Here is a 16,766-nt window from a genome sequence, read left to right on the forward strand (position 1 = left end):
CGTCGTCCGCTCATGCCGGCGTCCCTTCCGTCTCGTGCCGCCGCGCGGCGAGCCGCCGCACGGCCGGCAGGCAGTCCCCGCATCCGGTCGTGGCCCGGGTGGCCCTGGCCAGCGCCGCCACGTCCCCGCCGGTCTCGCGGACGGCGCGCAGGAGCGCCGCCTTGGTCACCGAGTTGCAGCGGCAGACCAGCGCCGTGCCCGGGAGCGAGTCGGGGCCGGGCCCGGCGGCCGGCGGGAGCGCCCGGCCGAGCAGCAGCCCGGGCCGGTCGGCGGGGGTGGGCGCGCCGTCGTCGTGGAGCTGGACGAGCGCGGCCGCCGCGTCGGGCAGCCCCAGCGCGATCGCCCCGATCACCCGGTCGCCGTCCAGCGCGACCTTGGCGTACATCCCCCTGGCCGGGTCGGCGTAGGAGATCACCTCGGCGTCGGCGCTGTCCGTCTCCAGGCGCGTCTCGCCGAACGCGGTCAGGTCCACGCCGCCCGCGCGGAGCCGGGTCACCGGGGCCCCGGCGTGGTAGCGGGCGTCCGGGGCGGTCCCGGTGAGCAGCCCGGCGAGCACGGCGGCCTGCTCCCAGGCCGGCCGGAGCAGCCCCTGCGGCGGCGTCCCGGCCCGGGCGCAGTCGCCGAGTGCGCGCACGCGCGGGTCCGCCGTGCGCAGCCGGTCGTCCACCGCGATCCCCCCGTCCGCGGCCAGCCCGGCGCGGGCGGCGAGCGCCGTCTCGGGGCGGGTCCCGGCGGTCACCACGGTCAGCGCCGCCGGGACGACGCTGCCGTCGTCGAGCTTGACCCCCTCGCCGGGGTCGTGCCGCACGGCGGCGGCGCCGATCGCCGTGCGCACCCCGGCGGCCCGGCACAGGCGGGCCAGGATCATCCCGGCCGTCCGGTCCAGGTGGCGTTCCATGAGATGGGCGGCCGGGTGGATCAGCGTGACCCGCGCGCCCGCGGCGGCCAGGCCGAGCGCGGTCTCCACGCCGAGCACTCCGCCGCCGAGCACGGCCACGGGCGCGCCCGGCCGGGCGAGCTCGCGGATCCGCAGGCAGTCCGCCAGGTCCCGCAGCGTGGCCACGCCCTCGGCCGGGCCTCCCCGCCCGTCGGACAGGCCCTCGACCGGCGGCAGCCACGGCCGCCCGCCGGTGGCCAGGACCAGGTCGTCGTAGCCGAGCGACGTGCCGTCGGCCAGGCGCACGCGGCGCCCCCGCCGGTCCAGCCCGGTCACCGGGACGCCCAGGCGCACGCCGACCCGGTTCCGCTCCGCCCAGCCCCGGTCGTGCAGGGCGATGTCGGCCGGGGTCAGCGTCCCGGCCAGCACGCCGGACAGCAGCACCCGGTTGTAGGCGGGCCGGGGCTCGGCTCCGACGACGGTCAGCGCGACCCGCTCGCCCGCCGGGTCGGCCGCCCTGACCAGTTCGGCCAGGCGGGCGGCGGCCATGCCGTATCCCGCGACGACCACGCGGCGCGGGCTCACGCCGGCTCCAGCCGTACGGCGCACGCCTTGAACTCCGGCATGCGGCTGACCGGGTCCAGCGCCGGGTTGGTGACCAGGTTGGCCCGCTCGGCGCCGGGGAAGTGGAACGGCAGGAACACGGTGTCCCGGCGGATGCCGGGCGTGCACCGCACCACGGCCTCGGCCGTCCCGCGCCGCGAGACGACGCGGGCGCGGTCGCCGTCGGCCAGCCCGGCCCGGCGCGCGGTGTCCGGGTGGACCTCGACGCGCGCGCCGGGCTCGGCGGCGGCCAGTTCCGGCACGCGGCGGGTCTGGGCGCCCGACTGGTAGTGCGCGAGGACCCGCCCGGTCGTGGCGATCAGCGGGAAGTCGCCGCCGGGCCGCTCGGCGGGGCCCCGGTGGTCGACGGGGACGAACCTCGCCCGCCCGTCCGGGTGCGCGAAGCGGTCCAGGAACGCCCGGGGCGTGCCCGGGTGGCCGGGGCCGGGGCACGGCCAGTGGATCTCCTCGCCCGCGCGCAGCCGGTCGTACCCGATCCCCGAGTAGTCGGCGAGCCCGCCGGCCGACGCCCTGGCCAGTTCGGCGAACACCTCCTCCGGATCGTCGGGGAACTCCGCGGCCGGGCGGCCGAGCCGTACGGCCAGGCCGCGCAGGACGGACAGGTCGCCGCGCGCGCCCGGCGGCGGGGCGACCGCGCGCCGCCGCAGCAGCACGCGCCCCTCCAGGTTGGTCAGCGTGCCCTCCTCCTCGGCCCACTGGGTCACCGGGAGCACGACGTCGGCCATGAGGGCGGTCTCCGACGGCACGATGTCGGCGACCACCAGCAGGTCGAGGGCGGCCAGCCGCCGGGACACGCGCCCGGCGCGCGGGGCCGACACCGCCGGGTTGCTGCCGAAGACCAGGAGCGCGCGCGGCCCCGTCTCCGTCCCGAGCGAGTCCAGCAGCTCGTACGCCGAGGGGCCCGGCGCGGGCAGGTCCTCCGGCGCGACGCCCCACACGGCGGCCACGTGCCGGCGCGCGGCCGGGTCGTCCAGCCGCCGGTACCCCGGGAGCTGGTCGGCCTTCTGCCCGTGCTCGCGGCCGCCCTGCCCGTTGCCCTGGCCGGTCAGGGACCCGTAGCCGGACCCCTCCCGGCCCGGCAGCCCGAGGGCCAGGGCCAGGTTGATCCAGGCGGACACGGTGTCGGAGCCGGTCGCGTGCTGCTCGGCGCCCCGGCCGGTGAGCAGGTACGCCCGCCGGGCCCCCGCCAGCAGCCCGACGGCCGCGCGCTGGTCGGCGGCGGCCACCCCGGTGACGCGCTCGGCCTCCTCCGGGCGCCAGCGGGCCGCGATCCGCCACGCGGCGGCGAACCCCTCGGTGCGCCGCTCCAGGTCGTCGCGGCGGACCAGGCCGCCGGCGACCGCCGCGTGCAGCATGCCCAGCGCGAGGGCCAGGTCGGTGCCCGGCCGGGGCGCCAGGTGGAGCGAGGCCAGCCCGGCCGTCGCCGTTCGGCGGGGGTCGGCGACGACCAGGCCGCCGCGGTCGCGCGCCCGGCGCAGGCGGCGGACCAGCGGGGGCATGGTCTCTGCGACGTTGGCCCCCACCAGCATGATCGCGTCCGCCTCGTCCAGGTCGGCCAGCGGGAACGGCAGGCCGCGGTCCAGGCCGAAGGCCCGCTGCGCGGCCGCGGCCGCCGAGGACATGCAGAACCGCCCGTTGTAGTCGATGTTCGGGGTGCCCAGCGCGACGCGGGCGAACTTGCCGAGCAGATAGGCCTTCTCGTTGGTCAGCCCGCCGCCGCCGAACACCGCCACGCCGCCGGGCCCGTGCCCGGCCAGGACGCGCCGCAGCCGCGCCGCCACCAGGTCCAGGGCCTCGTCCCAGGAGGCCGGCCGCAGCGGCCCCCCGCGCCGGTCGCGGACCAGCGGCTCGCGGAGCCGGTCGGGGGCGCCGAGCAGCGCCCCCGCCGTCCAGCCCTTCTGGCAGAGCTCGCCCGCGCTCACCCGAGGCCCGTCCATCGTCATCCGGCACTGGAGCGCGCAGTACGGGCAGTGGGTGGCGGTCACGTCGGCCTCCCCCCGGCCAGGGAGCCGGCGGAGACGGAGACGCTCTGGCCCCGGAACTCGGCCACGACCTCGCCGCCCCGGCCCCGCACGGTCACGTCGTAGACGCCGTGCCGGCCGTGCCGTACGCGCTCGACGGCCTCGGCGACCAGCTCGTCGCCCGCCTCGGCCGGGCGCACGAACGTCACCTGCGCGCTCTGCGCCAGCGCGGCCCGCCCGCGGGAGTTGCAGGCGTAGGCGAACGCGGCGTCGGCCAGCAGGAACAGGTAGCCGCCGTGGGCGATGCCGTGCCCGTTCAGCATCTCCCCGGTGACCCGCATGCGCAGGCGCGCCCGCCCGGCGGCCACCTCCTCCAGGGCGATCCCGAGCGACCGGCACGCGGGGTCCCCGGCGTACGCGCTCACTCGGGCCCCCCGATCCAGGTCCGCGCCATGGCCTGGACGACCGAGCCGTCGGGGTCGGCGAGCTTGCGCGCGAGGTATCCGGCCACCCAGTCGCTGGTCGGGATGCGGAACGGCGGCGACTCGTCGGTCAGCGCCCGCACCACGACCTCGGCCACCTCCCACCTGGACTGCCCGGCCTTCTCCCAGCCAGGGCCGCGCACCCAGTCGATGTAGTCGGCGAAGGCGCCTGCGTACGGCCCCGAGGCGGCCTGGATGGTCGCGCGGTTGATCGTGGGGAACCGGCCGAACCCGGTGTCGGTGACGAAGCCGGGCACGACCACGGACACCGTGACGCCGTGCGCGGCGGCGACCGGGGCCAGGCTCTCCAGGAAGCCCTCGACGGCGAACTTGGCCGCCGAGTACGCCTCGTTGAACGGCTGGCCGACGACGCCGTGCACGCTCCCGACGGTGACCAGGCGCCCCCGGGCGGCACGCAGCAGCGGCATCGCCAGCCGGCTCACCGCGATCACCCCGAAGAAGTTCACCTCCAGGTTGGCCCGCAGGTTCTCCAGGGTGGACATCTCCATCGTCGGGTCGAAGTTGGAGATCCCCGCGTTGTTCACGACCGCGTCCAGCCGGCCGTAGGCCCGCCGTACGGCCTCGACGCACTCGGCGGCTGAGGCGGGGTCGGTCACGTCGAGGCGGCGGACGTCCACGGTGACCCCGGCGCGGGCGGCCTCGTCGAGCAGGGGGCCCGCCCGGCCGGGGTCGCGCATGGTGGCGACCACGGTGAGCCCGGCCCTGGCGGCGGTGACGGCGGTCGCCAGGCCGATGCCCGACGACGTGCCGGTGATGAGCGCGATCACGGTGTCCTCCCCGCGAGAGCGGGCTCGGCGGCCCGGTCCATCAGCGGCTGGATCCGCAGCGCCGGCAGGAACGACAGCGCGGCCAGCAGGGTGCCGCCCGCCATGACCACGCGGGCCGCGTTCAGCACGCCGAGGTCGTCGGTGAGCAGGGTGACGGCCCACCCGCCGGCCAGCGCGGCCAGCGGGATGACCCCCCAGGTGGCGGTGCGGAACGCCGCGTGCATCACGCCCTGGTTCTCGGCCGTCATCCGGGACTGCCGGATGGGCGCGCTGCACACGTTGATGCACGACATGAAGAAGCCGTAGCAGCCGATGGTCACGCCGATCACGAGCGCGGGCGGCAGCGCCGGGGCGGCGAGGACGCCCAGCCCGGCGAGGTTGTGCAGGAGGAGCGCCCAGGCCATGGTCCGGCCCAGGCCGAGCCGGGCGCCGATCCGCGGGGCGGCGAGCGCGCCGAGGACCGCCCCGGCCGCCGCCGCCGACATCGCCGCGCCGAAGACCCCCACCTGCACGCCGAGCCCCTCGTACGCCAGGACGGGCAGGACGGTCACGAAGATCGGGCCGCCGGAGTTCAGGGTCACCGCGGCGGCGACCACCCGGCGCAGGACCGGGTCGGCCCAGTTGAGCCGGAACCCCAGCAGCAGCCGGGACCTGATCGACCCCTCCTGCGCCGTGCGCGCCCCCCACGGCCGCATGCGGCGGAAGCACGCGGCCGAGACGAGGTAGCTGGCCGCGTCCACGAGCAGCGACGCCGCCCCGAGCAGGTGGTACAGGCCGGCGGCGATCGACGGCCCGGTCACCTCGGCGACGGTCCGGCTGCCCTCCAGCCGGGAGTACGCCCGGACGAGCCGGTCCTCGGGGACGGTGGCGGGCACCGCGACGAGGTAGCCGACGTTGAAGAAGATCGTCGCCCCGCTGATCAGCGCCACGCAGGCGAACAGCAGCGGCGTCGAGAGCACGCCCAGCCAGTACGCCACGGGGATCGCCGCCACCGCCGCGAAGCGGACCAGGTCGCAGGCGAGCATGGTCCGCCGCTTGTCCCACCGGTCCACCAGCACGCCGGCGACCGGGCCGAGCAGGGGGATGCCGAGGTACTGGGCCATCGCCACGACGCCCACCTCGAACGCCGACGCGTCCAGGACGAAGATCATCAGGGTGGGCACGACGAAGACCGTGAGGCGGTCGCCGAGCAGGCTCACGCTCTGCCCGGTCCAGAACAGCCCGAACTCCCGCCCCAGCGACCAGCCCCGGCCGCCGCCGCTCCCGCCGTCCCCGCCGCTCCCGCCGTCCACGGGCTCCCCCTCGGCGGATTCCGCGCCCGGGGGCCCGGCGGGCCGGGAGCGCGCGCCGGGGGCCGTCACGGGGCTTCCCGCACGACGAAGGAGGACGTCTTCCCGGTGCGCTCGTTGGCGATGAGCGCGTCCACGACGCGGACCCGGAACGACTCGGGGTCGTGCTGGAACGCGGTGCTGATCGTGAACGTCGAGGCCATCAGGTCCCGGCGCAGCCGTTCGGCCAGCCCGGGCGGGGCGTCCCGCCCGGCCAGCAGCAGCACGTCCACCCCGGCGACGCGGCCCCGCCGCTCGGTGATCAGGATCTGCGCGCGGGCCACCCCCGGCTCCCGCTCGGCCCGCGCCACGACGTCGTCCACGTGCAGGCCCAGCCCGCGCACCTGCACCACCGAGTCGCGCCGGCCCAGGATCCGCAGCGCCCGCCCCTCCCGGCCGCAGCCGCACTCCACGAACCGGCCGGCGTCGCCGGTCCGGTAGCGCAGGACCGGGTTGAGCATGTCCGGGTCGAGCGTGGTGAAGTCCAGCAGTTCCTCCTCGCCCACGTGCACGAGCTGCTCCGGGAGCGGGTGGAACACGTCCGCCGGGCAGTCCGGCGTGTTGGTGCCGGCCACCCAGGTCTCCGTGCTGCCGAACATGCCCCAGCGGCGGGCGTGCGGGGCGACCTCGGCCATGTCCTCGTCGAGCTGCGGGTGCCAGGCCTCGCCCAGCCACAGCACCTTGCGCAGCGCCGGCAGGCGCACGCCCTCGGCCCGGGCGTGCGCGAACCACAGCCGCAGCACGCTGGGGGTCCCGCCGAACGCGGTCACGCCGCGCGCGGCGAAGAACCCCAGCCAGTCGCCGTACTCCTCGCGGGAGACTGAGCCGAGCGCGATGACCTGGCAGCCCGACAGGTCGGCGAAGGCCCCGGCCAGGAAGTGCGCGCCCCACATGCGGCCCGCGCCCCAGCCGTTGACGAAGACGTCGTCCCGCTCCAGCGGGCGCCACCGGGCGTGCACGCCCGCCATGTAGAAGCCGGTGGGCGCGTAGCCGACCTTGGGCGCGCCGGTGCTGCCGCCGCTCTGGAAGAGCCAGGTGGCCCCGTGCTCGGCGCGCGGCTCCAGGGCCGCGAGCGCGACGTTCAGGTCGTCCTTGACCAGCGGCGGGACCGCGGCGACGTCCTCCAGCGTGAGCAGCTTCTCGTGCCCGGCGTAGCGCGGCGCCAGCGCGGGCACGGTCCTGAGCCGCCGCAGCGAGCGGTCGGCCACGGCGAGGCGCGGCTCCGCCTCGGCGGGGGTCAGCGAGAACGCGTCGGACATCTCGTCACCGTCCTTCCTGGTTCAGCCATCGGGTGTGGGCGTCGCGGTAGGCGGTCCAGCGCGCCCGGGTGATGTCGCGCTGGAGCGTGCGGGCGGGGTCGCCGTGGTCGGGGGCGATCACGCCGTCGGGTTCGAGCTCGGAGAACCAGTACCGCTCCCCGTCGAACAGGAAGTCCGCGCAGAAGAACGGGATCGGCAGCCTGCGCGCGAAGTACTCGGTCGCCGCCGCCAGCTCCGGCGGCACGGGCGGGAACTCCATCGACCCGCCCCGGCTGGCGTTGGCCACCGGCGAGCCGGGCTCGGGGATCCGCTTCATCACGGCGTACGGCCGGCCGTCCACGACGTACACCCGGTAGTCGATCGTGCCCTCGCCCAGGTAGGGCTGGATCACGAGCGTGGTGTCGCCGCCCTGGGCCAGGCTGGCCAGGCCCCGGATCTCCTCGGCGTCGCGGGCCAGGTTCACGCCGCCCCCGCCGCACCAGCCGGCGGGCTTGACGATCGCCGGGTAGGTGAGGTTCTCCAGGGCCACCTCGTACAGGTGCTTGCCGACGTCGCGTCCCGTGCCGATGCGCAGCGTGGGGATCGGCGGGATCGGCGAGTCGCGCAGGTGCAGGACGGTCGCCAGCTTGTCGTTGGCGATCGGCGACAGGCCCGGCGGGAACGGCAGGTAGAACCCCGCCTGCTCCAGCACGGCGTACAGCGCGTACTGGTTGAACACGTCCATGGACTGGTACGGCAGCGAGTACAGCGCCGTGATGAAGAGCGTGTCCTCGGGGGTGACGAGCTCGTCGTCCACGTACACCCGCGGCTTGCCGGCGTCCAGGCCGTCCACCGTCACCGAGTCCGGGGCGTTCCTGGTCCACCGCAGGCCCAGCTCCCCGGCCACCTCGGCGTACAGGTCCCAGAAGAAGGGGTGCCACATGGCGGTCCCCCGGGTGGACTCCCGGTCGGGGAAGATCCAGCACATCCGTCTGAGCGTGCTCACAGTCGTCCCTCTCCTCCGTCCCCGCCCGCGGCCCAGAAGCGGCGCCCGGGCCCGGGCAGGGTGTCGATGGGGTCGTAGAAGGGGAAGCGCCGGCCCAGGTCGCGCGGCTCGGCGGCCCCGATGCCGTGGTTCCTGGTCCAGTACGAGATCCCGCGTTCCCGGTCGTACTCGGCGAACTGGTGCACCCAGCGCTTGCCGACGTACGGCACGTCGCACACGATCCGCGGGGTCGCGTAGCCGGGCAGGTAGCCCATGATCGCTTCCTGGAGCCGTATCGCCTGGTGGAGCGGGGTCCGCCAGTGCTCGGCGTTGGGGATCATGTCGCAGAGGTAGAAGTAGTACGGCAGGACGCCGGCCTCGTCCTGCAGGGCGAAGCAGAGGTCGAGCAGGTCCGCCGCGGTGTCGTTCACGCCGCGCATCAGCACGCCCTGGTTGCGCACGTCCCGCACGCCCGCGTCCAGCAGGGCCCGGGCCGCCTCGGCGACCAGCGGCGTCACCGAGCGGGCGTGGTTGGCGTGGGTGTGCACGGCGAGGTTCACGCCGCGCCCGCGGGCGGCGGCGGCCACCCGGGCGACCCCCTCCACCACCTGGGGCTGGAGCCAGTGCTGGGGCAGGCCGACCAGGGCCTTGGTGGCCAGCCGCACGTCCCGGACCGACTCCAGCTCCAGCAGCCGCAGCAGGAAGGACTCCAGCCGGGGCCAGGGCACGTTGGCCACGTCGCCGCCCGAGACCACCACGTCCCGCACGCCCGGCGTGCGCTTGAGGTAGTCCAGGATCAGCTCCTGCCGGTCCACCGGCCTGAGCGCGAGCCGGGCCTTGACCACCTGCGGGGTCGAGGTGCCGACCAGGTCCATCCGGGTGCAGTGCCCGCAGTACTGCGGGCACGTGGACAGCAGCTCGGCCAGCACCTTCGTCGGGTAGCGGTGGGTCAGCCCCTCGACGGCCCACATCTCGGCCTCGTGCAGGGAGTCGCGCTGGGCCCGGGGGTGGCTGGGCCAGACCGGGTGCCGGTCGGAGGCGACCGGCAGCATGTACCGCCGCACCGGGTCCGCCAGGAACGCCTCGGTGAAGGACGCCGGGTCCGTGGCGTGCGGCGCCATCGTGTTGAGCATCTGCGGCGGGATCAGCATGGGCATGGTCGCGAACCGCTCGGCGTCCGCGGCCAGGTCGGCGTGGAAGGACTCGGCGAGCAGCCCGCCCGTCACCGCGCGGAGCTGCGCGGGGTTCTTGACGCAGTGGGCGCGCTGCCAGCGGGCGTCGCGCCACTGCGCCTCCCCGACGTCGCGCCAGCCCGGCAGCCGCCGCCAGTCCGGCTCGGCCAGGGGCCGGCGCGCGTAGGAGTACGGCGGGGCGGCGGCCTCCGGGCCGGTCTGGGCGTTCACCTGGACGCTCATCCGGTCAGCAGGGCGGCGTGCCGGGTGCGCAGCTCGCGCTTGAGCACCTTGCCGGTCGGGCCGAGGGGGAGGTCGTCGTCCGCGCGGGCGATGACCACGGCGGCGAGCGGGGCCAGGCCGGCGGCGGCCAGGGCCTTGCCGGCCTTCTCCCGGACCTCCTCGGCGGTCGCCCCGGCGGCCTCGGCCTGGAGCCGGACGACCGCGATGGGCCGCTGCCCGCCGTCGGGGGCGGGCACGCCGACGACCGAGCAGTCCAGGACCAGGTCGGCGCAGTCGGCGATGAGGACCTCCTCGATGGGCAGGCTGTAGACGGGCCCGTCGAGGGTGTCGATCACGTCCACGGTGCGGTCGAGGTGGTAGAACCGGCCCTCGGAGTCGCGGCGGGCCACGTCGCCCGTGAGCCAGTAGCCGTTCAGCTCGAAGCTGCGGGTCAGCCGGTCGTCGTTCCAGTAGCCGGGCGTCCGCGACGGCGTGATGACGCCCAGCAGGCCCGCGGTGCCGTCGGGCACCTCCTCGCCGTTCTCGTCCAGGACGGCCGCCTTGATCACGGCCTCCTGCGCCCTGCCCACGCACCGGTCGTCGCGCGGGGTCTCGGGCGTGAACACCTGGCCGAACAGGGCCATCCCCATCTCGGAGGAGCCGAGCCCGTCGACGAACTGGGAGCCGGGGAGCGGCTGGTCCGCGGCCGCGCCGGCCGGCAGCAGCCACGGCTTGATCAGGCCCGCGGGCCGCTCGCCGAGCTGGACCAGCCGCCTGATGTGCCCGTAGTGGGCGCTGTCGCCGGTGTTGAACCAGGAGTGGACCTTCGCGGCCCCCTTGACCGGCAGCTCCCCGGTGGCCAGCTCGACGAAGGTGCGCGGGAAGGAGGCGACCATGGTGGGCTGGAACGCCTCCATGACCGGCTCCACGACGGCTCGCCGCCAGTCCGACATGATCACCGTGGGCAGGCCGAGGAGCACCGCCGTGAGGAAGTAGCTGAGCCCGCCGGCGTGCGTGTGCGGCATGAGCGACATGAGGCGGTCGTACGGCTCGGCCGGGAACCGCACCATGCGCGGCTGCTTGCCGTCCCAGAAGGAGCGGTGGCCGAGCGTGGTGGACTTGGGCACGCCGGTGGTGCCGGAGGAGTGGATCAGCGCCACGATGTCGTCCGGCGCGTGCCGGTGGGGGTACGCCCCGGGGAGCGCGGACCGCCCGGCGTCGTGGGCGCGGACCTCCGAGGCCAGGGCGATGAACCGGGGCCGGTTGCGCGGGTCGCCCCGGTAGGCGAGCTGGAGCCGGGTGGTGTCGTCGGCGACGATGCCGGCGACGCCGACGTGGTTCAGGTAGCGGACCATGATGTCGGGCCGCATCGCGTCGTTGACCATCGCCGGGATGGCCCCGAGCGCGGTGAGCGCCAGGAAGTGGATCAGCGGCTCCAGGCCCTCGGCCACCACGATCCCGACGGGCTCGCCGGGCCGTACGCCGTTGGCGTGGTACCAGGCGGCGTACCGGTCGCGCATCGCGGCCAGGTCCTCCAGGCTGTGGCCGCGCAGGACCACGCGGCCGCGGTGGTCGGCGCGGTGGTCGTAGACGAAGGGCACCGACCGATGCGGGTTGCTCTCCAGCGCGTGCTGGAGGAAGTTGCCGGCGCCGAGGTCCGGCTCGGTCATCAGCCGCCGGCGCACCGCCGGCGGGGCGATCGACGTGCCCGCCGGGGCCGGGGCCTCGGCGGCGGGCCCGCTCGCGGCCGCGGCCGCCGGGATCGGGGCCGGGGTCGGGGTCGGGGGGGTGTCAGACATGGGTGTCCCTCCACGTTGCGATGACTTCCGCGGCCGCCCGGTGTCCCGAGCGCACCGCGCCCTCCATCAGGCCGAAGAACTCGGTGCTGGTCTCCGTTCCGGCCCAGTGCACGCGCCCGTGCGGGGCGGTCAGGCGCGGCCCGAGCCGCGTCCAGTCGCCCGGCCCGAAGAGGGCCGCGTAACAGCCCCGGCTGTAGGTCTCGTGGACCCAGTCGGTGGCGTGGAACCCGATCGGCTCGGGAAGCCCGGGGAACAGCCGGGCGGCCTGGGCGACCGCCCTCTCCCGCTGCTCGCGCGGGTCCAGAGCCGCGAACCGGTGCGCCTCGCGCCCGGTGACGAAGCCCGTGAGCACGCCCGGCCCGCCGTCCTCCGGGGAGTCGTCCACGGTGGACAGGAGCGGGCCCTCGGCGCTGACCGACCAGCCGCTCAGGCCCTGCTCGCGCCAGGCCGGCGCCGGGTAGACCAGGTGCGTCTTGACCGCGCAGCCCGGGCCGCCGGCCGCGCGCGGCGCCAGGAGGCCCGGCCGGAGGTCGATGGCGGCGGTGAGCGCCGGGGGCACCGCGACCACGGCCGCGCGGCCCCGCACGGACCCGGCGGCGGTGGTGACCGTGACGCCGCCGGCGTCCTGGTGGATCGCGCGCACCGGCTCGCCGAGCCGTACCCGGTCGCCGAGGGCGGCGGCCAGCCGTACGCAGATCTGGTGGGCGCCGCCGGCGACCCGGTACTCCTGGGCGCCGCCCTCGAAGGCGTTCAGGTAGCTGACGCCGCCGCCCGAGCGCAGGTAGAAGGCCATGTGCAGGACCGACACGTCCGCCGGGTCGGCGGCCATCATCTCGCCGAGGAACAGCGGGAAGAACAGCCGCGCGTCGGGGTGGCGCAGGCGCTCGCGCGCCCAGTCGGCCGCCGTGCGGGCGTCCAGGGCGGCCGCGCCGGCCGACAGCCAGGGGGCGTCGGGGCGGACGGCGCGGGTCAGCTCGTCGAGCGCGTCGAACAGGTCGCCGAGCGCGACGGCCGACAGCGGCGGGAAGCGGCCCTCGCGGGTCCGGTCACCGCCGCCCAGGGCGAAGCGGCTGGCCCCGGTCATCGCCGTGGGCGTGGTCTTCAGGTCCAGCGCGGCCAGCAGCGAGGTCAGCTCGGTGTGCCGGTCGCCCAGGTAGGCGGCGCCCGCGTCGACCCAGCTCCCCGGCGCGACCTCCAGGCCGCGCGTGCGCCCGCCGACCCTGTCGCGGGCCTCCAGGACCGTGACCTCGACGCCGCGGGCCGCGAGTTCGGTGGCGGCGGTCAGCCCGGCCAGGCCCGCGCCCACCACGACGACGCTCATGCCAGGCTCGCGATCTTCTTGGCGAGCGCGCCGGGCGTCGGCGCGTCCAGGAAATCGTCGAATTCCAGTTCCACGCCCCACGTCCGGGCGATCGCGCTCAGCACGCGCGTCGCGAGCAGCGAGTCGCCGCCGATCACGAAGAAATCGGAATCCGCGCTGACTTCGGCGTTCTCCAGGACGCGCCGGAAAATGTCGGACACCGCGTCTACATTCATCGAATCGCCTCCTTTGACAGCCGACGCGTGACGCCGGTGCGTGCCGGCGCGGTCGACCTTTCCGCTGGACGTGTGCACGAGGTCGGGGACGACCGCGATCCGGCCGGGCACCAGGTGGGCCGGCACGCGGTCGCGCAGATACGCCAGGACGCCGGCGGCCGGCGCCGAGCCGGGGGCGCGCGGCACGACGTAGGCCACGAGGGTGGTGTGGTCGCCGCTGCTCACGCCGGTCACCGCCGCGGCGGCGACCCCGGGGTGGCCGCAGAGGTGCGCCTCGACCTCGCCGGGGTCGACCCGGATCCCGCGCACCTTGAGCTCGTGGTCGAGCCGTCCCTCGTGGACGAGCCCGCCGTCCGGGGCCCGGCTCACCCGGTCCCCGGTGCGGAACCACCGCTCGGGGCCGGCCCCCGCGTCCAGGACGGCGAACCGCGCGGCGGTCGCCTCCGGCAGGCCCGGGTAGCCCAGCGCCAGCGCCGGGCCGCCCACGAGCAGCTCGCCCTCGGCGGTGACGTGCTCGCGGACGTGCGGGAGGGCGTGCCCGATCGGCACCCGGTCCCCGGCCCGCCAGGGCGTCTCCCGGCGCGGGGCTCGTGGCCCGTGCAGGTCGGCGGCGTGGGTGATCAGCGTGGTCTCGGTGCAGCCGTAGGTGTTGAGGAGCCGGACCCCGCCGGTGCCGAGCTCGCGCCAGTCCGCCAGCCGGGCGGCGCTGACCGCCTCGCCGCCGATGACGACGAGCCGCACGCACGCCGGCAGGGCCGCCCGCTCCTCGGCCAGGTGCCGGACCAGCTCGTGCCAGTACGCCGAGGGCAGGTCGAGGACGGTGATCCCCTCGTCCTCGATCATCCGCAGCACGCGCCGGAACGAACCTGAGTGGGCGTGCCCGTGGAAGACCAGCGTGGCGCCCGCCGTGAGCGTGGGAATGATCTCTTCGAAGGAGGTGTCCCAGTTCAGCGACGCGAACTGCAGCACGCGGTCCGCGGGCGTCAGGCCGAACAGGTCCCGCAGGGCGGCGGCCACGGTGGCGATCGCCCTCCGGGGGGTCGCCACGGGCTTGGGCTCCCCCGTCGAGCCGGAGGTGAACAGGATGTACGCCGGTTCGCCGGGCTCGGGCGCGGCGAGCTCGGCCCACGCCGGGATCCCGCCTCCGTCCCCGGGCTCCGGGGGGAGCTCCACCGCGCGCACGCCCGCGGGCAGGGGGAGGCCGGCCTCGGGGACGAGGACCTGTCGGCATCCGCTCGCCCGGAGCAGCGCCCGCCGCCGCGGCTCCGGCCAGGCCGGGTCGATCGGGCAGTACGTCCCGCCGGCCGCCAGCACGCCGAGCAGGCCGGCGACGGTCGCCGCCGATCGGGAGGTGACCACGCCGACCACACCCGGCTCCGGGCCCAGCCGGTGAGCCGTCGCCCGCGCCCAGGCGTCCAGTAGGGCGTAACTGAGCGGCCGGCCGTCGTGCGCGATCGCCGGGTGGTCCGGCGATCGCCCGGCCACCTCCGCGAATGCGCTCACCACGTCGTGAGGAGAGGACACGTTTGCCCCTTTCCAGGACTCACAAATGGCCTGATCTAGGCCAAATGCGCGGCAATTCCGCTTCATGCTGGCGAGGGGCGCTGGACGAGCACTGGAACTGACCAGGAATCCGACTGGACTACGGCACGCACTTCTGACACGACGGCCTGTGGCCGCGACTCGGCATGACGGAGAGCGAAATGCGGGAAAGTTCCCCGGCGCACGCCCTGAAAATCAGGCTGCTTGGGGTGGTTCAGGCGTGGCAGGGAGGCCAGGAGGTGCCTCTCGGCCCGCCACGGCAGCGGGCCGTGCTCGCGTTGCTGGCGCTGGAGACCGGCCGGACGGTGCCGGTCGAACGGCTCATCCAGGCGCTGTGGGGAGAACGGGCTCCGGAGGGGGCGCGGGGCCTGGTCCAGGGCTACGTCTCACGGCTCCGGCGGCTCCTGTCCGGGACCGGCGCCAAGATCTCGTACAGCCCGCAGGGCTACCTGCTCGACCTGCCGGCGGAGCAGGTGGACGTGCACGAGTTCCGGGCGCTCGTCACCCGCGCGCGGGACATGGAGCCGGACGAGGCCAGGGCCGCCGGGCTCCGCCGCGCCGTGGCGCTGTGGCGGGGCGAGCCGCTGGCCGGGATCACCGGCGGGGAACTGCTGGACCGGCTGCGGGACACCCTCGGCGAGGAGCGCCTGGCCGTCACCGAGGAGTGCCTGAACGTCGAGACCCGGGCCGGGCGGGACGCCGTGCTGATCCCCGAGCTGATCGCGCTCGTCACCGAGCACCCCTTCCGGGAGGGGCTGGTGGGCCTGCTCATGACGGCGCTGTGGCGGGCCGGCCGCCGGGTGGACGCGCTGGACCGGTACGAGCGCACCCGCCGCCGCCTCGTCGACGAGCTGGGCCTGGACCCCGGGCCCGAGCTGCGGCAGCTCCACCAGCGGATCCTCACCGGGGCGGCGGGCGCGTCAGGCCCGCCCGCGTGGATCATGGCGGGCGCGGCCGCCTCGGCCCGTTCCGCCGCCGCGCGCGGCACGGCCGCCCCGGCCGGCCCGGCGGTGCCGGACGTCCCCTCGGCCGCCGTGCGGGCGGCGCCGGCGGCCGTGCCGGCGCAGCTCCCGTCGGAGCCCGGCCACTTCACCGGGCGCGAGGGCGAGCTGCGCGCCCTGGACGCGGTCGCGGCCGGGGAGACCGTGGCGATCGCCGTGGTGACCGGGCCGGGCGGCGCCGGGAAGACGGCGCTGGCGGTGCACTGGGGGCACCGGGCGCGCCCCCGCTTCCCGGACGGGCAGCTCTACGTCGACCTGCACGGCCACTCGCCGAGGCGGCCGCTGCGGCCGATCGAGGCGCTGGGCCGGTTCCTGCGCGCGCTCGGGGTCCCCGCCGACCGCGTCCCGGACTCGGTGGACGAGGCCGGCGCGGCGTACCGCAGCCTGCTCGCCGACCGCAGGCTCCTCGTGGTGCTGGACAACGCCGGCAGCGTGGAGCAGGTCCGCCCCCTCCTGCCCGGGGGCCGGCAGTGCGTGACGGTGATCACGAGCCGGCAGCAGCTCGCCGGGCTCGTCGCCAGGGACGGGGCGGTCCCGATCCCCCTCGGGATGCTGTCGCCGGACGAGGCGGTCGCCCTCGTCGGCGGCATACTGGGCGCCGAGCGGCTGGCCGCCGAGCCCGAGGCCGCCCGGGAGCTGGCCCGGACCTGCGGTTACCTGCCGCTGGCGCTGCGCATCGCGGCCGCCGACATCCTCGGCCGCCCCGGGCGCGACATCGCCGGGCAGGTGCACCGGCTGACCGTCGCCCGGCTGTCGATGCTGGCGGTCCACGGCGACCCGGAGGCGACGGTCCGCGGCGCGTTCGACCTGTCGTACCACCGGCTGGACCCGCCGTCGCGGCGGCTGTTCCGCCTGCTCGGCCTGATCCCCGGCCCCGTCTTCACGCCCGAGGCCGCCGCCTCCCTGGCCGGTACCTCCCCCGCCGAGACCGACCGGCTGCTGCGGAGGCTGGCCGCCGCGCACCTGGTGGAGGAGTGCGAGTCCGGGCGCTTCGCCTTCCACGACCTGCTCCGGGAGTACGCCCTGGAGTGCGCGGCCGAGGAGGAGAGCGAGGCGGAGCGGGCCCGCGCGCTGGACGCGCTCCTCACCTGGTACATGCGCGTCCTGCGCAGCGGCCCGGAGATCCCGCCCGCGTGCGGCCCGCTGGAACGCCCCGCGGCCCTCGTGGACGACGAGACCGCCCGGACGGCGTCGTGACATCCCCGGGCCCG

General features: G+C 76.3%; 12 protein-coding genes. 1 reads left to right on the forward strand and 11 read right to left on the reverse strand.

Annotated features, from left to right (window positions below; all coding sequences use genetic code 11):
- Window positions 1-10 precede the first annotated feature (10 nt).
- The 11 genes from D5H75_RS06235 to D5H75_RS06285 form a co-directional block, all read right to left on the reverse strand.
- On the reverse strand, window positions 11-1,462 hold the full coding sequence (locus D5H75_RS06235) for an FAD-dependent oxidoreductase (protein ID WP_119925385.1): 1,452 nt from the start codon (window positions 1,460-1,462) through the stop codon (window positions 11-13).
- The gene (locus D5H75_RS06240) at window positions 1,459-3,486 is read right to left on the reverse strand and encodes a molybdopterin oxidoreductase family protein (protein WP_202637881.1); all 2,028 of its coding nucleotides are present in this window, start codon (window positions 3,484-3,486) and stop codon (window positions 1,459-1,461) included. Before D5H75_RS06240 ends, D5H75_RS06235 begins: the two co-directional genes overlap by 4 nt.
- A complete protein-coding gene (gene paaI / locus D5H75_RS06245) occupies window positions 3,483-3,887 on the reverse strand; it encodes a hydroxyphenylacetyl-CoA thioesterase PaaI (protein WP_242454019.1) in 405 nt (134 codons plus the stop codon). Before paaI ends, D5H75_RS06240 begins: the two co-directional genes overlap by 4 nt.
- Window positions 3,884-4,732, reverse strand: a complete 849-nt coding sequence (locus D5H75_RS06250; RefSeq protein WP_119925386.1) for an SDR family NAD(P)-dependent oxidoreductase — start codon at window positions 4,730-4,732, stop codon at window positions 3,884-3,886. The genes paaI and D5H75_RS06250 overlap by 4 nt, the downstream gene beginning before the upstream one ends.
- The gene (locus tag D5H75_RS06255; protein ID WP_202637882.1) at window positions 4,729-6,024 is read right to left on the reverse strand and encodes an MFS transporter; all 1,296 of its coding nucleotides are present in this window, start codon (window positions 6,022-6,024) and stop codon (window positions 4,729-4,731) included. Before D5H75_RS06255 ends, D5H75_RS06250 begins: the two co-directional genes overlap by 4 nt.
- A gap of 65 nt (window positions 6,025-6,089) precedes the next feature.
- The gene (locus D5H75_RS06260; RefSeq protein ID WP_119925388.1) at window positions 6,090-7,319 is read right to left on the reverse strand and encodes an AMP-binding protein; all 1,230 of its coding nucleotides are present in this window, start codon (window positions 7,317-7,319) and stop codon (window positions 6,090-6,092) included.
- Between the two features lie 4 nt (window positions 7,320-7,323).
- Window positions 7,324-8,304: an ATP-grasp domain-containing protein gene (locus D5H75_RS06265; protein WP_147425074.1), complete on the reverse strand. Its 981-nt coding sequence runs from the start codon at window positions 8,302-8,304 to the stop codon at window positions 7,324-7,326.
- A complete protein-coding gene (locus D5H75_RS06270; protein WP_119925390.1) occupies window positions 8,301-9,698 on the reverse strand; it encodes a KamA family radical SAM protein in 1,398 nt (465 codons plus the stop codon). The genes D5H75_RS06265 and D5H75_RS06270 overlap by 4 nt, the downstream gene beginning before the upstream one ends.
- Window positions 9,695-11,476 carry a class I adenylate-forming enzyme family protein gene (locus D5H75_RS06275; protein WP_119925391.1) on the reverse strand — a complete coding sequence of 594 codons (1,782 nt, stop codon included), beginning with the start codon at window positions 11,474-11,476 and terminating at the stop codon, window positions 9,695-9,697. The genes D5H75_RS06270 and D5H75_RS06275 overlap by 4 nt, the downstream gene beginning before the upstream one ends.
- On the reverse strand, window positions 11,469-12,797 hold the full coding sequence (locus D5H75_RS06280; protein ID WP_119925392.1) for a flavin monoamine oxidase family protein: 1,329 nt from the start codon (window positions 12,795-12,797) through the stop codon (window positions 11,469-11,471). The genes D5H75_RS06275 and D5H75_RS06280 overlap by 8 nt, the downstream gene beginning before the upstream one ends.
- Window positions 12,794-14,518 carry a non-ribosomal peptide synthetase gene (locus D5H75_RS06285; protein ID WP_202637883.1) on the reverse strand — a complete coding sequence of 575 codons (1,725 nt, stop codon included), beginning with the start codon at window positions 14,516-14,518 and terminating at the stop codon, window positions 12,794-12,796. The genes D5H75_RS06280 and D5H75_RS06285 overlap by 4 nt, the downstream gene beginning before the upstream one ends.
- Before the next feature lie 275 nt (window positions 14,519-14,793).
- Between D5H75_RS06285 and D5H75_RS06290 the strand changes: the two genes are divergently transcribed.
- Window positions 14,794-16,752, forward strand: coding sequence for an AfsR/SARP family transcriptional regulator (locus tag D5H75_RS06290; RefSeq protein ID WP_202637884.1), 1,959 nt, complete (start codon window positions 14,794-14,796; stop codon window positions 16,750-16,752).
- Window positions 16,753-16,766: the final 14 nt, after the last annotated feature.

Source organism: Bailinhaonella thermotolerans (genome assembly GCF_003594875.1).
Taxonomy (GTDB): Bacteria; Actinomycetota; Actinomycetes; order Streptosporangiales; family Streptosporangiaceae; genus Bailinhaonella; species Bailinhaonella thermotolerans.

Bases quoted from the DNA above. Each gene is read 5' to 3' on its own strand.
- D5H75_RS06260 (WP_119925388.1), bottom strand. From the start codon at position 7,319: ATGTCCGACGCGTTCTCGCTGACCCCCGCCGAGGCGGAGCCGCGCCTC.
- D5H75_RS06270 (WP_119925390.1), bottom strand. From the start codon at position 9,698: ATGAGCGTCCAGGTGAACGCCCAGACCGGCCCGGAGGCCGCCGCCCCG.
- D5H75_RS06275 (WP_119925391.1), bottom strand. From the start codon at position 11,476: ATGTCTGACACCCCCCCGACCCCGACCCCGGCCCCGATCCCGGCGGCC.
- D5H75_RS06280 (WP_119925392.1), bottom strand. From the start codon at position 12,797: ATGAGCGTCGTCGTGGTGGGCGCGGGCCTGGCCGGGCTGACCGCCGCC.